The organism is Paenibacillus sp. E222 (genome assembly GCF_013401555.1).
In the GTDB taxonomy this organism is placed as follows: domain Bacteria; phylum Bacillota; class Bacilli; order Paenibacillales; family Paenibacillaceae; genus Paenibacillus.
The window spans coordinates 2025560-2043602 of record NZ_CP058552.1; the positions used below are offsets into that span (position 1 = coordinate 2025560).

Below are 18043 nucleotides of genomic sequence, written 5' to 3' on the forward strand. Positions count from 1 at the left end.
TAGAATATTTGAACGAAAGGAGTGCCCTCATGAATTCAACATTGCAAAATGAGAGTACCGGAACTGAAGCAGGTGCCGAGAAGCAGACGTTTGTCATGAAATGCGGAGGCAGCACGCTGGCGGCGTTGCCTGAATCCTTTTTTGCAGATCTGCGTGACTTGCAGTCCCAGGGAACACAGCCTGTCATCGTACATGGTGGCGGCCCTGCGATCTCGAATAACCTGGCGAAGCTGGGCATAGAGACCGAGTTTGTGAACGGATTGCGCAAAACAACGGAACCTGTGCTGGACGTCGTGGAAATGGTTCTTGCGGGGAGTATTAACAAACAGATCGTACGTTTAATCCAACGTGTTGGTGGACGTGCGCTGGGCTTGTCGGGTGTGGACGGTGGTTTGATCCAGGCGAAACCAGTTAGCAACCATGCAGAGATTGGTTTTGTAGGCGACGTAACTGGTGTTAACGCGGAGATTATTCAAGGTATTGTGGAAATGGGCTATATGCCAGTTATCGCGCCAGTTGGTGTGGATGCATCTGGGCAACGCTATAACATCAACGCCGATACAGCAGCAGGTGCGGTAGCTTCCCACCTCGGAGTGAGCCGGATGATCGTAGTGACTGATGTCCCTGGCATTATGAAAAATGTAGGTGGCGAGAAAAAAGTACTGCCATCCGTCTCTGTACAAGAGATCGAGGATATGATCCAAACCGGAGAAATCTATGGCGGCATGATTCCAAAGGTGCGTGCAGCCATCGCTTGTATTCACGGCAAAGTGCGTGAGGTCATCATCGTAGATGGCAGCGAACCACAGATCCTGAGCCGTGTGCTTGGCGGAGAAACGATCGGAACCCGAATTATCCGTATGCAGTAATTATTCTCAGTGCGCTAGTGTCTTCATGGTCTTATAGTAAATAAAAAAATATGTGCATCGCTTTTTTATATAAGAAATCTAATATTACACACACAATAACGTAGGGTGCAGAACCAATCTGAAGAATAAAAATGCATAACGTAGAGGACAGAAATAACCTGAAGAAGCGAAGCGTGCGCCTTTATCCCCGGATTTTCCCCTTTAAGGATCAATCAAAAAAATCCGGGGATAACAGCGATCGAAAGGTTGTTCTGTCATCGAAGTGGAGTATGCTTACGTTCAAAAGATGGTCCTGCAATCGGAGTGGTCTAGTGTAAATTATAGCTCTTATATGATTGCCGTTGCACCAACCAATAGGAGTGATAGGTGATGGCAAAAGGCAATGAACAGCCAGGTTCTGGCACAGCAGTAGCGGGCGTAGCAGCGACAGGTGCAGCGTCACAGACGGAAAGCTCTCTTTTCCAAACGTATGCACGTTATCCAATCAGTCTGGTCAAAGGTAAAGGCAGCTGGCTGTGGGATGATCAGGGCAATCGTTATCTTGATTTCATGTGCGGGTTGGCTGTAACGAGTCTGGGCCATGCACCGGAGAAAGTGGGAGCCAAGCTGAAAGCTCAGATTGATGAGCTGTGGCATGTATCCAACCTGTTCCAGATTCCCGGTCAGGAAAAAGCAGCGGCTTTGTTGACTGCAAATACGTGCGCAGATGCTGTATTTTTCTGTAACAGTGGTGCAGAAGCGAATGAAGCGGCAATCAAACTGGCGCGTCGCTATCACCAGAAGGTAAAAGGCACAGGTCGGTACGAAGTCATTACATTTGCCCAATCCTTCCACGGACGGACACTCGCAACCTTGACAGCAACTGGACAGGATAAGGTGAAAGAAGGATTTTTGCCATTGCCAGCCGGATTCGTGACCGTACCATTGCATGATACAGCCGCTCTCGAAGCGGCAATCGGACCCAATACAGCAGCAATTATGCTGGAGATGGTGCAAGCTGAGGGTGGCGTGCATCCGGTTAAACCGGATTTTGTCCATCACGTTCGGAAACTGTGTGAAGAACACGGACTGCTGTTGATTGTGGATGAAGTGCAGACCGGAATGGGACGTACAGGCAAACTGTTCGCGCATGAGCATTATGGCATTGAGCCGGACATTTTCACGGTAGCCAAAGGTATTGGTAGTGGATTCCCTGTAGGTGCGATGCTAGGTAAAGGTTATCTAAAGGATGCGTTTACTGCAGGCAGCCATGCTACAACGTTTGGCGGTACACCACTTGCTTCCTCCGTGGTCATTGCAACGATTGAAACGATGCTTGAAGACCACCTGCCAGAACGTGCAGCTGAAATGGGCGAATACCTGATGAAATCTCTGCGGGAGCGTCTGGCAGGCAACTCGTTTGTAAAAGAAGTTCGGGGTATGGGTCTGCTAGTTGGAATCGAATGTGCTGAAGCGGTAGGCGACATCGTGCTTGCCGGTCAGAAACGAGGCATTCTCTTTGTATCCGCTGGACCAAATGTCATTCGTCTGCTTCCAAACTTGTATGTGAGCAAGGAAGAGATCGATGAGGCAGTATCCTTGGTAGCTACGTTGATTGAAGAGCACGTGGCAGCGAAGAACGCTTAATAAGACTTTATACAATCTTTCTGATTCGGGGCCTTCGCGGGCCTCGAAGCGGAACATAATGATGAATCATGAATCCCTGTAGCCGCGCGGTAAACTAGCGGAAGCTGATAGTGAGTAGCCGGATGGCAAAATCTTAACGTTCTACACTCTTCTGCCCATGCGGGTGCAGGGAACCGGAAATAAGGAGGACAAAAAGAACATGACACAAACGCAACAGACGGAGAAAGTCCAGAAGGTCGATCTTAGAGGCCGTGATTTTATTGAATTTACAGATTATACAGCAGAGGAAATTCGCTATTTGCTGGACCTTGCGATTGAGATTAAAGGCAAACAAAAGAACGGTGTGCCGTATAAGCCACTCCAAGGCAAAACGATCGGACTCATTTTTGAAAAATCATCTACACGTACCCGTGTATCCTTTGAAGTCGGCATGTTCCAACTCGGCGGTCACGCGCTCTTCCTGAGCAAAAACGATATCCAACTTGGTCGCGGGGAAACGACACATGATACAGCCAAAGTCCTGTCACGTTACCTGGACGGCATCATGATTCGTACCTTTGGACACCATAATGTGACTGAACTGGCACAACATGCGGATATTCCAGTTATTAACGGCCTGAGCGATGCAGCACATCCATGCCAAGTACTCGCAGACTTCCAAACTGTGCTGGAGCACAAAGGTAAGCTGGAAGGTCTGAAAATGGCTTATGTCGGAGACGGTAATAACATGGCGCACTCCCTAATGCTTGGTGCAGCGAAGATGGGTATGCATGTTGCGGTAGCGACTCCGGAAGGCTATGAGCCTGACAGCGCAGTTGTAGAGCAGGCGCGCAGCATCGCACAGGAGAGCGGGTCGCAGGTGACTGTAACGTACAGTGCACAGGAAGCTGTGAAAGATGCAGATATCGTGTATACGGATGTATGGGCGAGCATGGGTTTTGAAGAGGAACAGAAGATTCGTGAACAAGCATTCGCTGCGTATCAGGTGGATGAGGAACTGATGAAAGGCGCGAAGCCGGATTACATGTTCCTGCACTGCCTGCCAGCTCACCGTGGAGAAGAAGTGAGTGCTGGGGTAATTGACGGACCTAACTCCCTGATCTTTGATCAGGCGGAGAACCGACTGCATGCGCAGAAAGCATTGATGGCTGCGTTAATGAGCGAATAGATGCTGTTTGCCTGAATGGGTTGATTTTAGGCGCAGATTTCGCGATGATAGATTAAGCAACTGAACTTGGGGAGGACCACCACACATGGCTAAAGAAAAAATTGTACTCGCTTATTCTGGCGGGTTGGACACATCTGTAATTTTGAAATGGTTGAAAGAAACATATGATGCGGAGATTATTGCATTTACGGCGGATATTGGACAAAAGGATGAGTTGGACGGCCTTGAGGAAAAAGCACTCGCTACAGGCGCTTCCAAAGTGTACATCGATGATCTGCGCGACGAGTTCGCCAAAGATTTCATCTATCCAATGTTCCAGGCAGGTGCTCTTTATGAAGGACAGTATCTGCTTGGCACAAGTATCGCACGTCCACTGATCGCTAAACGTATGGTGGATATCGCTCGTGCAGAAGGCGCTACTGCGATTGCTCACGGCGCTACGGGTAAAGGGAATGACCAGGTTCGCTTTGAGTTGAACGCAGCTGCGCTGACACCAGACATTCAAGTCATCGCGCCTTGGCGTCTGGAAGAATTCCGCAACCAGTTCCCGGGACGTGCGGAGATGATCGCTTACGCTGAAAAACATGGTATTCCGGTAACCGCATCGGCGGCTAAACCGTACTCCACAGACCGTAACCTGCTGCATATCAGCTATGAGAGCGGCGTGCTCGAAGACCCTTGGTTCGATCCAAGTATGGACGAGAACAAAGACATGTTCCTGCTCAGCAGTGCACCTGAAGATGCACCGGATCAAGCGGAATATGTTGAGCTTGAATTCGAACAAGGTGACTGTGTTGCACTGAATGGTGAGCGCTTGAGCCCACTGCAAGTGATGGAGCAACTGAACGAACTTGGTGGCAAACATGGTATCGGCCGTGTGGACATGGTAGAGAACCGCTTCGTCGGCATGAAGAGTCGTGGCGTATATGAGACACCAGGTGGAACAATTCTGTTCACGGCACACCGCAAAATGGAATCCATCACGATGGACCGTGAAGTCATGAACCTGCGTGATAGCCTGATCACACGTTACAGCACACTCGTATACAACGGATTCTGGTTCGCACCGGAACGTCTGGCGCTGCAAGCGCTGGTGACCGAAAGCCAGAAAAATGTAACAGGTACCGTTCGTGTGAAACTGTATAAAGGCAACATCATCGGTGCAGGTGTGAAAAGCCCTGTCAGCCTGTACAACCCGGACATTGCCACGATGGAAGCTGATCCAACACAAGCGTACGATCAAGGGGATGCAACGGGCTTTATTCGCCTGAATGCATTGCGTTTGAAAGTGAATTCCGGTGTGGAACAAAACAAAAACTAATTTCATTATGCATATACAGCATCACGATAATAACTGACAAGGCGGGCCGTTCTTGCACATCTGGCAGGAGCGGCTTTGTCCATGAGCGAAAGGGGAGTACTCACTGTGAGCAAGCTGTGGGGAGGACGTTTTACCAAACAAACCAATCACCTGGTTGAGGAATATACAGCGTCAATCAATTTTGACAAAGCGTTGGCCGAGGAAGATATTCAAGGGAGTCTGGCTCATGTCACGATGTTGGGCAAATGCGGCATTCTGCCGGCAGAGGATGTAGAGACGATTAAGGAAGGTCTAATCACGGTTCTGCACAAAATCCGTGCAGGGGAAGTGGAATTCTCCGTATCGGATGAAGACATCCACATGAATATTGAGAAAAATCTTATCGATACCATCGGCCCTGTAGGCGGCAAATTACATACGGGACGCAGCCGGAATGACCAGGTGGCAACCGATATGCACTTGTACTTGCGTGAGCGCGTAGTTGGATTTGTTGGCATGCTGCACTCGTTGCAGGAAGCGCTGATCGGACAAGCCAAAGACAATCTTGATACGATTGTACCGGGGTATACGCATCTTCAACGTGCACAACCGATTCTGTTCGCCCATCACCTGATGGCGTATGTATCGATGTTCCAACGGGATGCAGAGCGTCTTATGGACAGCTACAAACGCATTAACGTACTGCCACTGGGTGCAGGTGCGCTTGCAGGCACAACGTTCCCGATTGACCGTCATTTTGTGGCGGAACAACTGGGCTTCGATGGTGTGTACGAGAACAGTCTGGACGCGGTCAGTGACCGTGACTTTATTGTGGAGTTCCTGGCAGCCGCTTCGCTGATCATGACTCACTTGTCCCGTTTGAGCGAAGAGTTGGTCCTGTGGAGCAGCACGGAGTTTGGTTTTGTTGAACTGGACGATGCATTCTGTACGGGCAGCAGCATTATGCCACAGAAGAAAAATCCGGACGTTCCGGAACTCGTTCGTGGTAAAACAGGGCGTGTGTACGGCAACCTGATCGGTTTGCTGACAGTGCTGAAATCTCTGCCGCTTGCTTACAACAAGGACATGCAGGAAGACAAGGAAGGCATGTTTGACACAGTAGCGACGCTTGAAGGCGCACTTCAATTGTTCGCTCCGATGATTGCTACGATGACGGTCAACAAGGGTCGGATGCGTCAAGCGGTCAATCAGGATTTCTCGAACGCTACAGATATTGCGGACTTCCTTGTGGGCGAAGGATTGCCATTCCGTCAGGCACATGAGGTTATCGGCAAAACGGTATTGTACTGTATCCAGAACGGCAAGTATCTACTGGACCTGACCATCGATGAATTCCGTCAATTCTCCCCGTTGTTCGATGAGCGTATTTACGACGTGCTGCAACCGGAAGCGGTTGTAAATGCTCGTAACGTATACGGCGGAACAGCTTCGAACCAGGTGGCTGAGGCGATTGCACGTAGTGAAAAGGTGCTGGAAATTACGGAGCAATGGATCACCAATCGAGGATAATGACGCATTTACCATAATGAAATAAAGATATACAACGCAAAAGCAGGCCGAGAATTTCTTCTCAAGGGCCTGCTTTTTTTGTGTGTTACAACGATTTAGATATGTTCAACTCAACATTTACTGGATAACAGCGATCGGAAGGTTAATCTGTCATTGGAGTGCCAGTGTACATATCCATCTAAAATGCAATGGCTTCATTTAAACTTCTCGGCTATTTACGTTCACGCAAAGGCAACCATTTCAATACACTCTGAATTTTCTGATCCCAATAGCCCCACTCATGTTCACCGGGTTCCTCCTCATAGGTCAATTGAAGATCGGTCTGCGCACAGGCTTCACGGAAGGATTGGTTCTGATCATACAGGAAATCTTCCGTACCACAGCATTGATAGAGCAATGGCCGAGGTCCACTGCTCGCTTGGTTATTCTTCAGTAGTTGGAGCAGGTCGTTCTCCGAGCCTTCAATCTTCGGCCCAAAGATACGTTCCATTTCGGCCCGCCAGAGTGGGCTGGATTTCATATTATCCAGATGCGCCGTCATGTCGAGTGCCCCGGATAAACTTGCTGCCGCGGCATATTGATCTGGTTTACGCAGAGCAAGTTTAAATGCACCGTAGCCCCCCATGGACAAGCCCGCAACAAAGTTATCCTCACGTTTGTGTGATAGTGGGAAGAAGGAACGTGCAAGTGCAGGCAGTTCCTCACTGATGAAAGTCCAATAAGATCCGCCCTCAACCATGTCCGTGTAGAAGCTGCGATGCACTTGAGGCATGACCACAGCAATCCCCAAGTCAGCGACGTAACGTTCAATGGATGTGCGGCGCAGCCAGATGGAGTCATCATCCGATAGCCCGTGCAGCAGATACAGCGTGGGATGTAACCCCTGGCCGGATACGTTCTCCATGCCGATCTGATTGTGGGTCTGTTGTGGCAGGATGACATGCATGCTGGTGCTTAAACCAAGCGTGTCCGAGTAAAAATTACATTGAATAAGTGCCATGTGTTAAAGTAACCCCTTTCATAATTCATTGTCGAAGTGTTCTGATTTGATACAAGGGATGGGATCTGGAGCCGTCATGGCTCCAAAGTGTTTATAGTAAACAGGTTATACGTAAATCTCTTCCGATGCAACAACAAGGTCCACTGTAGGGAGAGATAAGTAAGCGCTTTCGAAGATGAGTGAATTTTAATGTGGGAGTAAGAGATATGAATAGTACACGTAGGTTCAATTCCCAATGTTCTTCGCCTTCTTTACAACGTAACAATGTTATGTTACACTGTTTTCAACACAAAGGGGGACCATATATGACGGATGATTTGATCTCCAAAAAAGAATTGCTGGACCTGACGGGTATCTCCTACGGCCAGTTGTACCGCTGGAAGCGGAAGAATCTCATTCCGGAGGAATGGTTTATTCGGAAGTCGTCCTATACGGGACAAGAAACTTTTTTTCCAAAACAACAGATTTTACTGCGGATTGACAAGATTCTTAATATGAAAGACGGCTTGTCGCTGGATGAACTGGCAGACGTGTTTTCACCAACGTTGGGTGAAGTGGAAATGTCCGCTGAGGAACTATTAGAGCGAAACATTGTTTCGAGCACTTCGCTTGAGCTGTTAAAAGAAGCAGGGCGGGAGCGGCCGCTGTATGCGTTGGAGCAGATCATGATGCTTTATGTACTCGATAAGCTGCTAATGAGCGGAGATATTACCCGCCAGGAGGGTTCGCTGCTGATCGATGTCATGTCCGAGCATTATTATCGTTTTACAGGTAAGCCAAGCGAATTGGTGCTTATTCGAAAGATGGGTGTCCCTTCATTCTTGCTGGTAACGGCAGGGACAGAGCTTTATTTTGACAATGGAGTGAAGGTCGTTCTCAGGCAGCCAATGGGCACGTTCATGGAAGAGTTAAAACTCAAATTGGGATAAGGAGAGGTTCATATATGGAGGAACGTAATTTGCGCAATGATCTGAATATAGCGGGCATGAGCCAAACGGCAGGCGGGAATTTTCACCGGGTATCCATCGATGGCATGGCCAAAGTAAACGGTAACCTGGACTGTACCTCTTTGAATGTGAATGGAACAATGAAGATGCACGGAGCTTTGAGCTCAGAGAGTGCAACGATCAACGGTATGTGCACGCTGAACGGCCCCTTGGTTAGTTCTCGTGTTCGTGTGGATGGCTTGACAACCATTAACGGAGACCTCCGAAGCCCGGAGATCGAAGTTAACGGGAAGTGTACTGTACGCGGTCGGGTAGATGGGGAACGGATCGATATTGGTGGCGTGATTGATATTGAAGGCGACGTACAATGTGAGTCCCTGAACGTACAGGGCAATATTAAAATCAGTGGCTTTCTGAATGCGGGGACGGTAGAGATCAGGCTGCATACATCCTCTTCCGCCAAAGAGATCGGCGGGGAACGCATCGATATTCGTCGTAAGGAACAGACTGGTTTTTGGAAAAGTATTGGCCTGGGAGGCACACCTTCATTTAAGTCAGCCTTAATTGAGGGAGATGAAATCGTGCTGGAAGATACCGAGGCTGATATTGTTCGTGGCAGCAAGGTTCATATCGGTCGTGGCTGTAACATCAGGTTGGTCGAATATTCGGGTGAACTAGAGGTTGATCCAGACGCCAAGGTGGGCAGCAGTCAGCGGATTTAAGTTTTAGTTTAAGTTTTGACCTGGAGAGAAAGGGATTGATCGATTTGAATAACCATTTTGCTGGTTCATTGGCTAAAAAACACGATATTAGCATCATCGGCGACGGCAGTTCTTCTGGCGGTGTGTACGGCAAGGTCAAGGTAGTGGGGGATTCCTCATTTAACGATAATCTGATCTGTGATCAATTCAAATGCACTGGCACATCGGTCGTATACGGATCTCTGGAATCAACCGATATCAAAATTACAGGAACCCTTACCCTGAAAGAGCGGGCTGCTGTCGGCGACGAAGATCAGGAGGGCGATTTTGCCTCTAACCTGTATGCCAAAGCTGAACATATGAAAGTGGTAGGCGAGCTTCATGTAGCAGGCGATTGTCAGGTGGAGAATATGAAGTTGAATGGCCGTTTTACGATAACCGGTATGCTCAGTGCCGAACAAATGACACTCAAAATTATGGGGCCATCCGAGGTGAAGGAAATGGGCGGTTCCATCATTTCAGTGAAGAGTTCGCGGGGGAAACTGCTGGAGGGTTTGTTCACTGGTAACAAATCGATTCTCAAAGTGAACATGATCGAAGGCGACGAAATTGAACTTGAGAACACGGAGGCCGAGGTTGTACGAGGAGATAAAATAAAAATTGGCCCAGGCTGCCGGATTGGTACAGTAGAATACCGCTCTTCTCTGCAAATTCATCCACAATCGGAAGTTTTGGTGCAAAGCAATCGGTCCTTGGACTGATTATCCGCCGTAACTTTTCGGATATACTAATTCAGTCATATGAATCGGATGTGAATGGGAGAGATTGAGTAGAATGGCTACACGTAGAAATAATATTGGATTGGTGCTGGCAGGGTTACTGCTGAGCATACTGATGGCTTCGATGGATAATACCATCGTGGCAACAGCTATGGGCGACATTGTCGGGAAGTTGGGTGGACTCGACAAGTTCGTCTGGGTGACTTCCGCCTACATGGTGGCCGAGATGGCGGGTATGCCAATCTTCGGTAAGTTATCCGACATGTACGGACGAAAGAAGTTTTTTGTTTTCGGAATACTGGTATTTATGCTCGGATCTGCGTTATGTGGAACGGCAACATCAATCGTTGAGCTGACGATGTACAGAGCTATTCAGGGTATTGGTGCAGGTGCATTGGTGCCGATTGCCTTTACGATCATGTTTGATGTGGTCGCACCGGAATCACGGGGGAAATTGGGCGGTTTGTTCGGAGCCGTGTTTGGTTTATCGAGCGTATTTGGTCCGCTGCTGGGTGCTTACATTACAGAGTATGCGACATGGGAATGGGTATTTTATATTAACCTGCCGCTTGGTCTGATTGCGTTTGTGTTTATTGCATTTTTCTACAAAGAATCTCATCAGCATCAATCCCAACAGATTGACTGGCTCGGTGCAATCACACTGATTGGTGCGGTAGTCTGTCTCATCTTCGGGCTTGAACTGGGTGGCAAAACGTATGCCTGGGGTTCATGGCAGATCCTCGGTTTGTTTACCGGATTCGTTGTGCTTGCGCTGCTTTTCCTGTTTGCAGAAACGAGAGCCAAGGAACCCATCATCTCCTTCGGCATGTTCCGCAACCGGGTGTACTGGTCCAGTAACGTTATTGGCATGTTCAGTGGTGCGGCGTTTATTACCGCATCCGTTTACATTCCAATCTTCATCCAGGGGGTACTCGGTGGCAAAGCGACCAACTCTGGTCTCGTGTTATTGCCTATGATGCTGGGGTCTGTTGTGACGGCTTCCATGGGTGGCGTACTGATGACCAAAATCAAGTATCGCAACATTATGATTCCTACGCTGGCCTTGCTGGTAGTTGGTCTTGGATTGCTGACAACGCTGGATGAAACTTCATCTCTATGGACCATACGTATATTCATGGTGATGATTGGTCTCGGTGTTGGAGCGTCGTTCTCGGTACTTAGCAATGCAGCCATGAACGCGTTTGAACCGCAAAGACGCGGAGCGGCAAGCTCTACACTTAACTTCCTACGTTCACTTGGGATGACGATGGGTATTACGATCTTTGGTATCGTGCAGAGCCAGGTATTTACGCGCAAAATGAATGATGCCCTCGCCGGATCAGCGGCGGAAGCGGGTGGCGCTGGTGCTCCTGCAGCAGGCGGCGTGCCTCAGGGAGTGAATCTGAGCGATCCACATGCGTTGCTGTCGCCAGAGCTGAGAAAGGCGATTCCGCCTCAGGTGCTGGATGCCATTACGCACGCGTTGTCTTCATCTATCGTGCAGCTCTTTGCCTGGGCTGCGATCCCGGCTGCACTCGCGTTGATTGCTGCTTTCTTCATGGGTAATGAGAAGATGGTTATCGGCGAGGAGCAGAAAGAGTACACAGGCGGACATTAGATGTTTCAGTCTAATCAAACCTAATATGTATCTGTACAACAAACCAAAGACACATCTCTCGAGGGTCCCATAATGGGAAACGGGAGATGTGTCTTTTTCTATCTGTTATTACTTGCTGAGTTGAGCCTATCCAAGTGTACGCAAGTGAAATGAAGATTAAGGCTGCTTCGTGTCGCTGATGCCATCCTCTACAACAGAAGGCTCCCTGGGATCAGGTAAGTTAGTATGACCAGAGCGGGCAATCAGGCGATTCTGTGCTTTGTACGTGTCACGTGTAATGGTCTTGGATTCGACAATTTTGCCATCCACCTTTTTGGTGCGCATCGTCTCTACAATATATCCGGGTTGACCGTTCTGGAGCACCTGCTGGGCACCCTCAGGCAGCACATTGCTCGATACATATTTCACGGGAGCACTTAATGTCTCAATTGTGCGGGATTCCAGTGCATAACTGACGTTCTCCGGGAAGGTGCCGAAAAATTTGACCGTTAAGCTTCCACCTTCCACTTTGGCATGAATGAGCAGAGACTTGCCGGTATTGTTTTTGAACCGAAAATTGATGGAACCTGAGGCAAACGTGGCATCCAGCCCCTTCGGCAAATATTTGACGGGCAGGGAGTGATTGCGGCGCTCTACAATGTCCAGTCCGGTCAACAGGGCTGCGTTGTAAACGGTGCTTGATACCTGACAGATACCACCACCAATGCCAGGAGTCAGCTGCCCATTCACGATTACCGGGGCTTCCCGAAAACCATAGTCTTCCTCGGCCTTCTTAATGACCTTCTCATAATCAAAAGTACCATTCGGCGGCAAAATCATGCCGTTAACGGCTTGTGCTGCTGCGCTGACGTTATGTATCCGGCCTGCGCTGCTGTTTCCGAGGCTAGTGGAGAACTGAATGATCTTCCGGTCAATTCCTTCTTGGCGCAGCGAATCGAGAGTCACTTCGGGCTGCAGCGTATACAACGGCAGCTGAATCAACAGCGGGTTGGGCTTCGCATCATGGTCCAGTGGAGCGAAATCCCGGTGCAGTTTAGCCTGCATCAGGCTCGCGAGTTCATCCCAGGCGATCCGGCGGACGCCTTTTTCCGGGATGTACTGGACCTTGTCACTTGCGGTAATGCGGCGAACGGCGTTCGCGGGTGTACCGAAGGTTTCCTTTTCCCAGGCAGGGGTAAGCTGCTCTTTCAGTGTTTTTGAATTATACGTCAGCTTCAGGGGCCATTCCTTGATGAAATGATATCGGGCATAAGCGCGCTCCCACAGATTGCCTTCATCCAGCTGCTGCACAGCTGTCCGGAAGTCGTCAGCACTGTAGCTTGCGCCTGTCTGGGCGGCGGTGAACGTCATTGCTTTGGGTGTAGAACCGTCAACCTCCAGGGTGATCGGCCACGCTTCCATTTGTTTCAATCGTTCATCCAGTCCCAGTAGAACTTCCTTGCGCTTCACGTCCTCAACCGACCACTCACCAACACGTACACCTTCTGGTAGGGTGGGTTGGTTCACGTACATATACAGCAATCCATAGGACGCGGAACCGATTAATAGGATGGAGAACAGTGCAATGACCATCAAATGTATTTTTTTCATATCCGTACGCTCCTTTGTACTTCTGTTGTTCCGCATTTCGTAACACTTTCCATATATATGATCCAATGATGGAAAACTTTCGGGTACTCAATAGGTAACAAATTTGTTACAATAAAATTCATATGAATCCATGCTTCACCATCGAAAAAAGGGCGAAATGGATTTTCCCTGATGAAATTCAGGTCTTTTTAAAGGAAATGCCGGGATTGTGTCGAAATGATAATGGCTAACTATGCAACGGGAAGTGATGATGTGATAGAAATGCAGGACGTGTGGAAGACCTACGCCAATGGTACCCACGCATTACAAGGGGTGTCGGTGAAGATTGACCGCAATGAATTTGTCTATATCGTCGGTCCGTCCGGCGCAGGCAAATCGACATTTATGAAATTGATGTACAGGGAAGAAGTTCCGACCAAAGGACAAATATCCATTAACGGATTTAATATCGGAAAGTTAAAGCCACGCAAAATTCCTTATGTACGCCGGAATATCGGCGTTGTGTTCCAGGATTTCAGGTTGCTGCCACGCATGACGGCATTTGAGAACGTGGCATTTGCCATGGAAGTTATTGAAGCACCGAAGCGCCACATCAAGAAACGAGTGATGGAAGTACTTGATCTGGTTGGATTGCGCAGCAAGGCGAATCGTGAACCTTCACAGTTGTCGGGTGGGGAACAGCAGCGTATTGCCATCGCACGTGCCATCGTGAACAATCCGTCTGTTATTATTGCGGACGAGCCTACGGGGAACCTTGATCCGGAGACGTCATGGGGCATTATGCAGCTGTTGGATGAAATTAATTTTCGCGGGACAACCATTGTTATGGCGACCCACAACAAGGATATCGTTAATACGATGCGTAAACGGGTTATTGCGATTGAACGGGGACAGATTGTACGGGATCAGATGAGAGGGGAATACGGTTATGAATTTTAGTACTCTCTTGCGCCATTTACGGGAGGGATTCAAAAACGTATTCCGCAACGGCTGGATGTCCGTGGCCTCCATCATGTCCATTATCGTGTCTCTGCTCATTCTGGGCGTGTTCATGCTGCTGGTGCTTAATGTGAATTCCATGGCCAACCAGGTGGACAGTCAGGTCGAGATCAGTACGTTTCTTGAGCTGAACGTGGATGAGAACCTGCGTAACACGCTGGAGCAGGAAATCAGTGCCATGCCTGAAGTCAGTGAAATTCGTTTTGTTTCCAAAGAAGAGGGACTCAAGGAGTTCCGTGAACGTCTCGGAGAAAGTGCAGACAATGTGCTAAGCGGTTTCGATGTGGATAACAATCCACTGCCGGAGACCATTGAAGTAGAGGTCATTGAACCGGAAACCGTCACTTTTGTGGCGCAAAAAATCGAAGCATTGAACGATAAACACCCGGAGAAGCCGATCATGAAAGTGAACTACGGCAAGGAAACGGTGGAAGTATTGTTCAAATTTACGAAGCTTGTCCGTAATATCGGATTTATTTTTGTTGGGGGACTGGGGTTAATGTCCATGTTCCTGATCTCGAATACGATTCGCGTAACGATTCTGGCCCGGCGCCGGGAGATCGGTATTATGAAACTGGTTGGTGCAACCAACACGTTCATTCGTTGGCCTTTCTTTGTCGAAGGGGCATTGATTGGATTGATCGGTTCGGCGATTACGGTAGCAGTACTGTTCTTCGGTTACAGCCGCCTGATGGCCACGATTGGTCAGGATGTATTTATGCAGATGCTTAATTTGATTCCACTCGGTGATATTTGGTTGCTGTTTGGAACACTGTTGATCGGACTCGGTGTGCTGGTTGGTATTTTGGGAAGCACATTGTCCATCCGCAAATCTCTTAACGTTTAATCGAAAAAGAATGGCAAAGCAGGTTCACAACTGAACACTGTTTGACGATATGTAGTAAAGACGGAGTCTTTAGTGTAAAGAAAGCAAAGAACATGCTGTTCACCACCTGTGCAGGTTGCTTTCTTGTGAATTCATAGGATGGGGGATCACATTTTGAAAAAAACAGCTTCGCTGCTGGCTCTAACGTTATTGGCCAGTTTGACGCTTCAACCTTCTGACGGATATGCCAAGAGTAGCATTAGCGACATTGATCAGCAGATTCAGCAACTGGAGAACAAAGCGGCTTCGGCCAAAAAGGAGCAGCAAAAAGCTGCCAGTAACAAAAAGGAAGCTCAACATTACAAGAACAAGACCAATGCTTACTTGAAAGTCGTCATGGAGCAGATCAATGTAGTTAGTGATGAGCTGGCAAACGTATCGTTGCAGATTGAAAATACGGAAGAGGATCTCCGGACAACGAAAAAAGATCTGCAGGCCGCAGAAGAACGTATCGTTGCAAGAGAAAAATTACTTGAATCGCGTGTAAGGCTGATGTATACAGACGGTGCCGTTTCTTATCTCGATGTGTTGCTAACTTCTACAAGCTTCTCTGATTTTCTGACTCGTGCCGATTCACTGAAAACGATTGTGGATCAGGACCAGCACTTGCTGGATGAACACAAAAAGGACAAGCAGCTCGTCGTGGACAAAAAAGCAGAACTCGATGTGCAATATGCAGAAGCCAAGAGTCTGTATGCACAGAAGAAACAGCGCAAGTCCCAGTTGAATGAGAAGGAGCAGGAGAAGCAGGTGCTTCTCGCTTCCTATGATGCTAAAATTGAAGAGTCGGAAGAGCTGACGCAAGAGCAGGAAGATGTATTGATGCAGATTGCCAGCAAACGTTCGGCCCTTCTGCAAGAGAAAAATAAATTGCGTGAGCAGCAAGCGGCGGCGGCTGCCAAAGCAAAAGCAGCAGCAGCTGCCCGTGCCGCGGCTGCTGCGAAGGCACCGACCAAGGTCAGCTCCAACAGCAGTAGCAGTACTTCATACTCAAGTGGTAACGGCATCTTTGGCATGCCAGTATCAGGTGCGCGTGTATCTTCCGGTTTTGGACCTCGTATTCACCCGATCACGGGTGAAGTGGGTAAATTGCACGCAGGTGTAGACTTTGCTGTTGCTCAAGGAACGTCCGTTCATGCCGCTTCTGGCGGGATCGTCATCATGGCTGAATGGTATAGCGGGTATGGTTACACCGTCATTGTTGACCATGGAGGCGGATTATGGACGCTATACGGTCATTTACGTGAAGGCGGATTTAAGGTTAGCAAGGGTGACACGGTAAGCCGTGGCGACATTATTGCTGAATCAGGCAATACAGGCAACTCCACTGGACCGCATTTGCATTTTGAAGTACGTGATAATGGAACAGCAGTGAATCCATTCAACTATTTGTAGTTTTTAGCCAACAGTTGGAATGGAACAAACATATTCCGTACAAGCTAGGCATATACTAAGCTGGCATGTTCAGGGAATGATTCACAGAACAATTGAATTTGACACGCTTCAATACTAAAGGCGGTGACAAACGGATGATGAAGAAAAGATCGGCCCTGCTGCTTGTCATTGTAGCCCTTCTCGGAGGCAGCCTGCTTACGCTGGTGCTGATGAGCTCTCCTGGCCTGGCACAGACGACACCTGGCGAAGGATTGCTCGCCAGCGTTACTGGCAGTTCGCAGCAGAAGAACGATTTGAAGAAGATTGAAACCGCGATGGATTTGATCTCAAGCAACTATTATAAAGACGTGGATCGAACCAAACTGATTGATGGTGCGATCAACGGCATGATGGAATCTCTTGGTGATCCGTACTCCAACTATATGGGACAGGAAACAGCAGCCCAGTTCGAGGAGTCGATTGAAGGTTCGTTTACCGGAATCGGCGCAGAGGTATCCTCACAGGATGGAAATGTGGTAGTGGTATCACCGATCAAAGGATCGCCTGCCGAGAAAGCGGGTATTCGCGCGAAAGACATGATCATGTCCGTGAATGGTGAATCCCTGCAAGGATTGGAACTGAACAAAGCCGTTAATAAAATCAGAGGTCCAAAAGGCAGTGAAGCGAAGGTACAGGTTAAACGTGCCGGATCTTCCGAGCTGATTGAATTTGTCATTGTGCGTGATGACATTGATCTGGAGACGGTGTACGCCCACATGGAGGATAATGGTGTTGGTGTGATTACAATCACCCAATTCTCGCTGAACACAGGAGATCGCTTTAAGGAAGAACTGGCGAAGCTGGAGAAGCAGAACATGAAGGGCTTGATCATTGATGTTCGTAATGACCCGGGTGGTGTTTTGCAGGTCGTTATTGATATTGCAGAGCAATTTGTTCCGAAAGGCAAAGTTATTGTTCAAGTCGAAGACAAGAACGGTAAAAAGGAACAAAGCAAATCGAACGGATCAGGTAAATCGTACCCCATTACGGTATTGATGAACAAGGGGAGCGCGAGTGCGTCGGAAATTTTGGCTGGTGCATTGCAACAGTCGGCAGGCGCAACGCTGGTTGGAGAAAACTCCTTTGGTAAAGGAACCGTACAGACGAGTTATGACAAACAGATGGGTGATGGCAGCTTGCTGAAAATCACCATCGCGAAATGGCTGACTCCGAACGGAGACTGGATTCATGAAAAAGGTATTAAACCGGATATCGCTGTGAACCAGCCGGATTACTTCTCGGTGGCACCAATCAACAAAGAAAAATTACCTTTGAAATACGACAGCAATAGCACGGATGTGAAAAGTGCGCAGACGATGCTGAGAGGACTTGACTTTAAGCCGGATCGTGTGGACGGATACTATGACCAGAAGACAGAAGAAGCGGTCAAAGCATTCCAGAAACAAAAAGGCATTCAGGCAACTGGCCAGATTGATGAGAAAACCGCGGAATCACTGGAAGCGGCTCTGATTGAACGCATTGCCAATCCTCAATATGATGCACAGCTGAAGCGCGCGATCGAAAATGTCTCAAAGGATATTTCGTCTGCAGTGTCGAAGCCATAAAGAAGGCTGATTTTCAGCCTTCTTTTTTTCT

15 protein-coding genes are annotated in these 18043 nt (G+C 48.5%); 13 read left to right on the plus strand and 2 right to left on the minus strand.

Annotated elements, in window-relative coordinates:
* The first annotated feature begins 29 nt into the window (after positions 1 to 29).
* The 5 genes from argB to argH all read left to right on the plus strand — a co-directional run bounded on the left by argB (position 30) and on the right by argH (position 6493).
* The gene (gene argB, locus HW560_RS08870; protein WP_090903565.1) at positions 30 to 869 is read left to right on the plus strand and encodes an acetylglutamate kinase; all 840 of its coding nucleotides are present in this window, start codon (positions 30 to 32) and stop codon (positions 867 to 869) included.
* A gap of 369 nt (positions 870 to 1238) precedes the next feature.
* On the plus strand, positions 1239 to 2495 hold the full coding sequence (locus HW560_RS08875; protein WP_090903566.1) for an aspartate aminotransferase family protein: 1257 nt from the start codon (positions 1239 to 1241) through the stop codon (positions 2493 to 2495).
* 199 nt (positions 2496 to 2694) lie between these two features.
* Positions 2695 to 3663 (plus strand): ornithine carbamoyltransferase, encoded by a 969-nt coding sequence (gene argF / locus HW560_RS08880; RefSeq protein ID WP_090903567.1) that lies wholly within the window; start codon positions 2695 to 2697, stop codon positions 3661 to 3663.
* A gap of 85 nt (positions 3664 to 3748) precedes the next feature.
* Positions 3749 to 4984 (plus strand): argininosuccinate synthase, encoded by a 1236-nt coding sequence (locus tag HW560_RS08885; RefSeq protein WP_090903568.1) that lies wholly within the window; start codon positions 3749 to 3751, stop codon positions 4982 to 4984.
* A 105-nt stretch (positions 4985 to 5089) separates the two neighbouring features.
* On the plus strand, positions 5090 to 6493 hold the full coding sequence (gene argH / locus HW560_RS08890) for an argininosuccinate lyase (protein ID WP_090903650.1): 1404 nt from the start codon (positions 5090 to 5092) through the stop codon (positions 6491 to 6493).
* 211 nt (positions 6494 to 6704) lie between these two features.
* Here the strand turns inward: argH and HW560_RS08895 are convergent, their stop codons facing one another.
* On the minus strand, positions 6705 to 7493 hold the full coding sequence (locus tag HW560_RS08895) for an alpha/beta hydrolase (protein ID WP_179262845.1): 789 nt from the start codon (positions 7491 to 7493) through the stop codon (positions 6705 to 6707).
* A gap of 305 nt (positions 7494 to 7798) precedes the next feature.
* Between HW560_RS08895 and HW560_RS08900 the strand changes: the two genes are divergently transcribed.
* The 4 genes from HW560_RS08900 to HW560_RS08915 all read left to right on the plus strand — a co-directional run bounded on the left by HW560_RS08900 (position 7799) and on the right by HW560_RS08915 (position 11538).
* Positions 7799 to 8422 (plus strand): YhbD family protein, encoded by a 624-nt coding sequence (locus HW560_RS08900; RefSeq protein ID WP_179262847.1) that lies wholly within the window; start codon positions 7799 to 7801, stop codon positions 8420 to 8422.
* Positions 8423 to 8436: 14 nt separating this feature from the next.
* The gene (locus tag HW560_RS08905; RefSeq protein ID WP_179262849.1) at positions 8437 to 9162 is read left to right on the plus strand and encodes a polymer-forming cytoskeletal protein; all 726 of its coding nucleotides are present in this window, start codon (positions 8437 to 8439) and stop codon (positions 9160 to 9162) included.
* 35 nt (positions 9163 to 9197) lie between these two features.
* On the plus strand, positions 9198 to 9902 hold the full coding sequence (locus HW560_RS08910; RefSeq protein ID WP_179262851.1) for a hypothetical protein: 705 nt from the start codon (positions 9198 to 9200) through the stop codon (positions 9900 to 9902).
* Between the two features lie 73 nt (positions 9903 to 9975).
* Positions 9976 to 11538, plus strand: a complete 1563-nt coding sequence (locus HW560_RS08915) for an MDR family MFS transporter (RefSeq protein ID WP_179262853.1) — start codon at positions 9976 to 9978, stop codon at positions 11536 to 11538.
* A 156-nt stretch (positions 11539 to 11694) separates the two neighbouring features.
* Here HW560_RS08915 and HW560_RS08920 read toward each other — a convergent pair whose 3' ends face one another.
* Positions 11695 to 13128, minus strand: coding sequence for a VanW family protein (locus HW560_RS08920; RefSeq protein ID WP_179262855.1), 1434 nt, complete (start codon positions 13126 to 13128; stop codon positions 11695 to 11697).
* 252 nt (positions 13129 to 13380) lie between these two features.
* Here HW560_RS08920 and ftsE point away from each other — a divergent pair, with 252 nt between their 5' ends.
* The 4 genes from ftsE (at position 13381) to HW560_RS08940 (ending at position 18012) form a co-directional block, all read left to right on the plus strand.
* The gene (gene ftsE / locus HW560_RS08925) at positions 13381 to 14067 is read left to right on the plus strand and encodes a cell division ATP-binding protein FtsE (RefSeq protein WP_024631580.1); all 687 of its coding nucleotides are present in this window, start codon (positions 13381 to 13383) and stop codon (positions 14065 to 14067) included.
* A complete protein-coding gene (gene ftsX / locus HW560_RS08930) occupies positions 14057 to 14974 on the plus strand; it encodes a permease-like cell division protein FtsX (protein ID WP_063567509.1) in 918 nt (305 codons plus the stop codon). Before ftsE ends, ftsX begins: the two co-directional genes overlap by 11 nt.
* Before the next feature lie 153 nt (positions 14975 to 15127).
* On the plus strand, positions 15128 to 16408 hold the full coding sequence (locus HW560_RS08935) for a murein hydrolase activator EnvC family protein (RefSeq protein ID WP_179262857.1): 1281 nt from the start codon (positions 15128 to 15130) through the stop codon (positions 16406 to 16408).
* Between the two features lie 134 nt (positions 16409 to 16542).
* Complete coding sequence (locus HW560_RS08940) at positions 16543 to 18012, plus strand: S41 family peptidase (protein ID WP_076287642.1); 1470 nt, start codon at positions 16543 to 16545, stop codon at positions 18010 to 18012.
* Positions 18013 to 18043 lie beyond the last annotated feature (31 nt).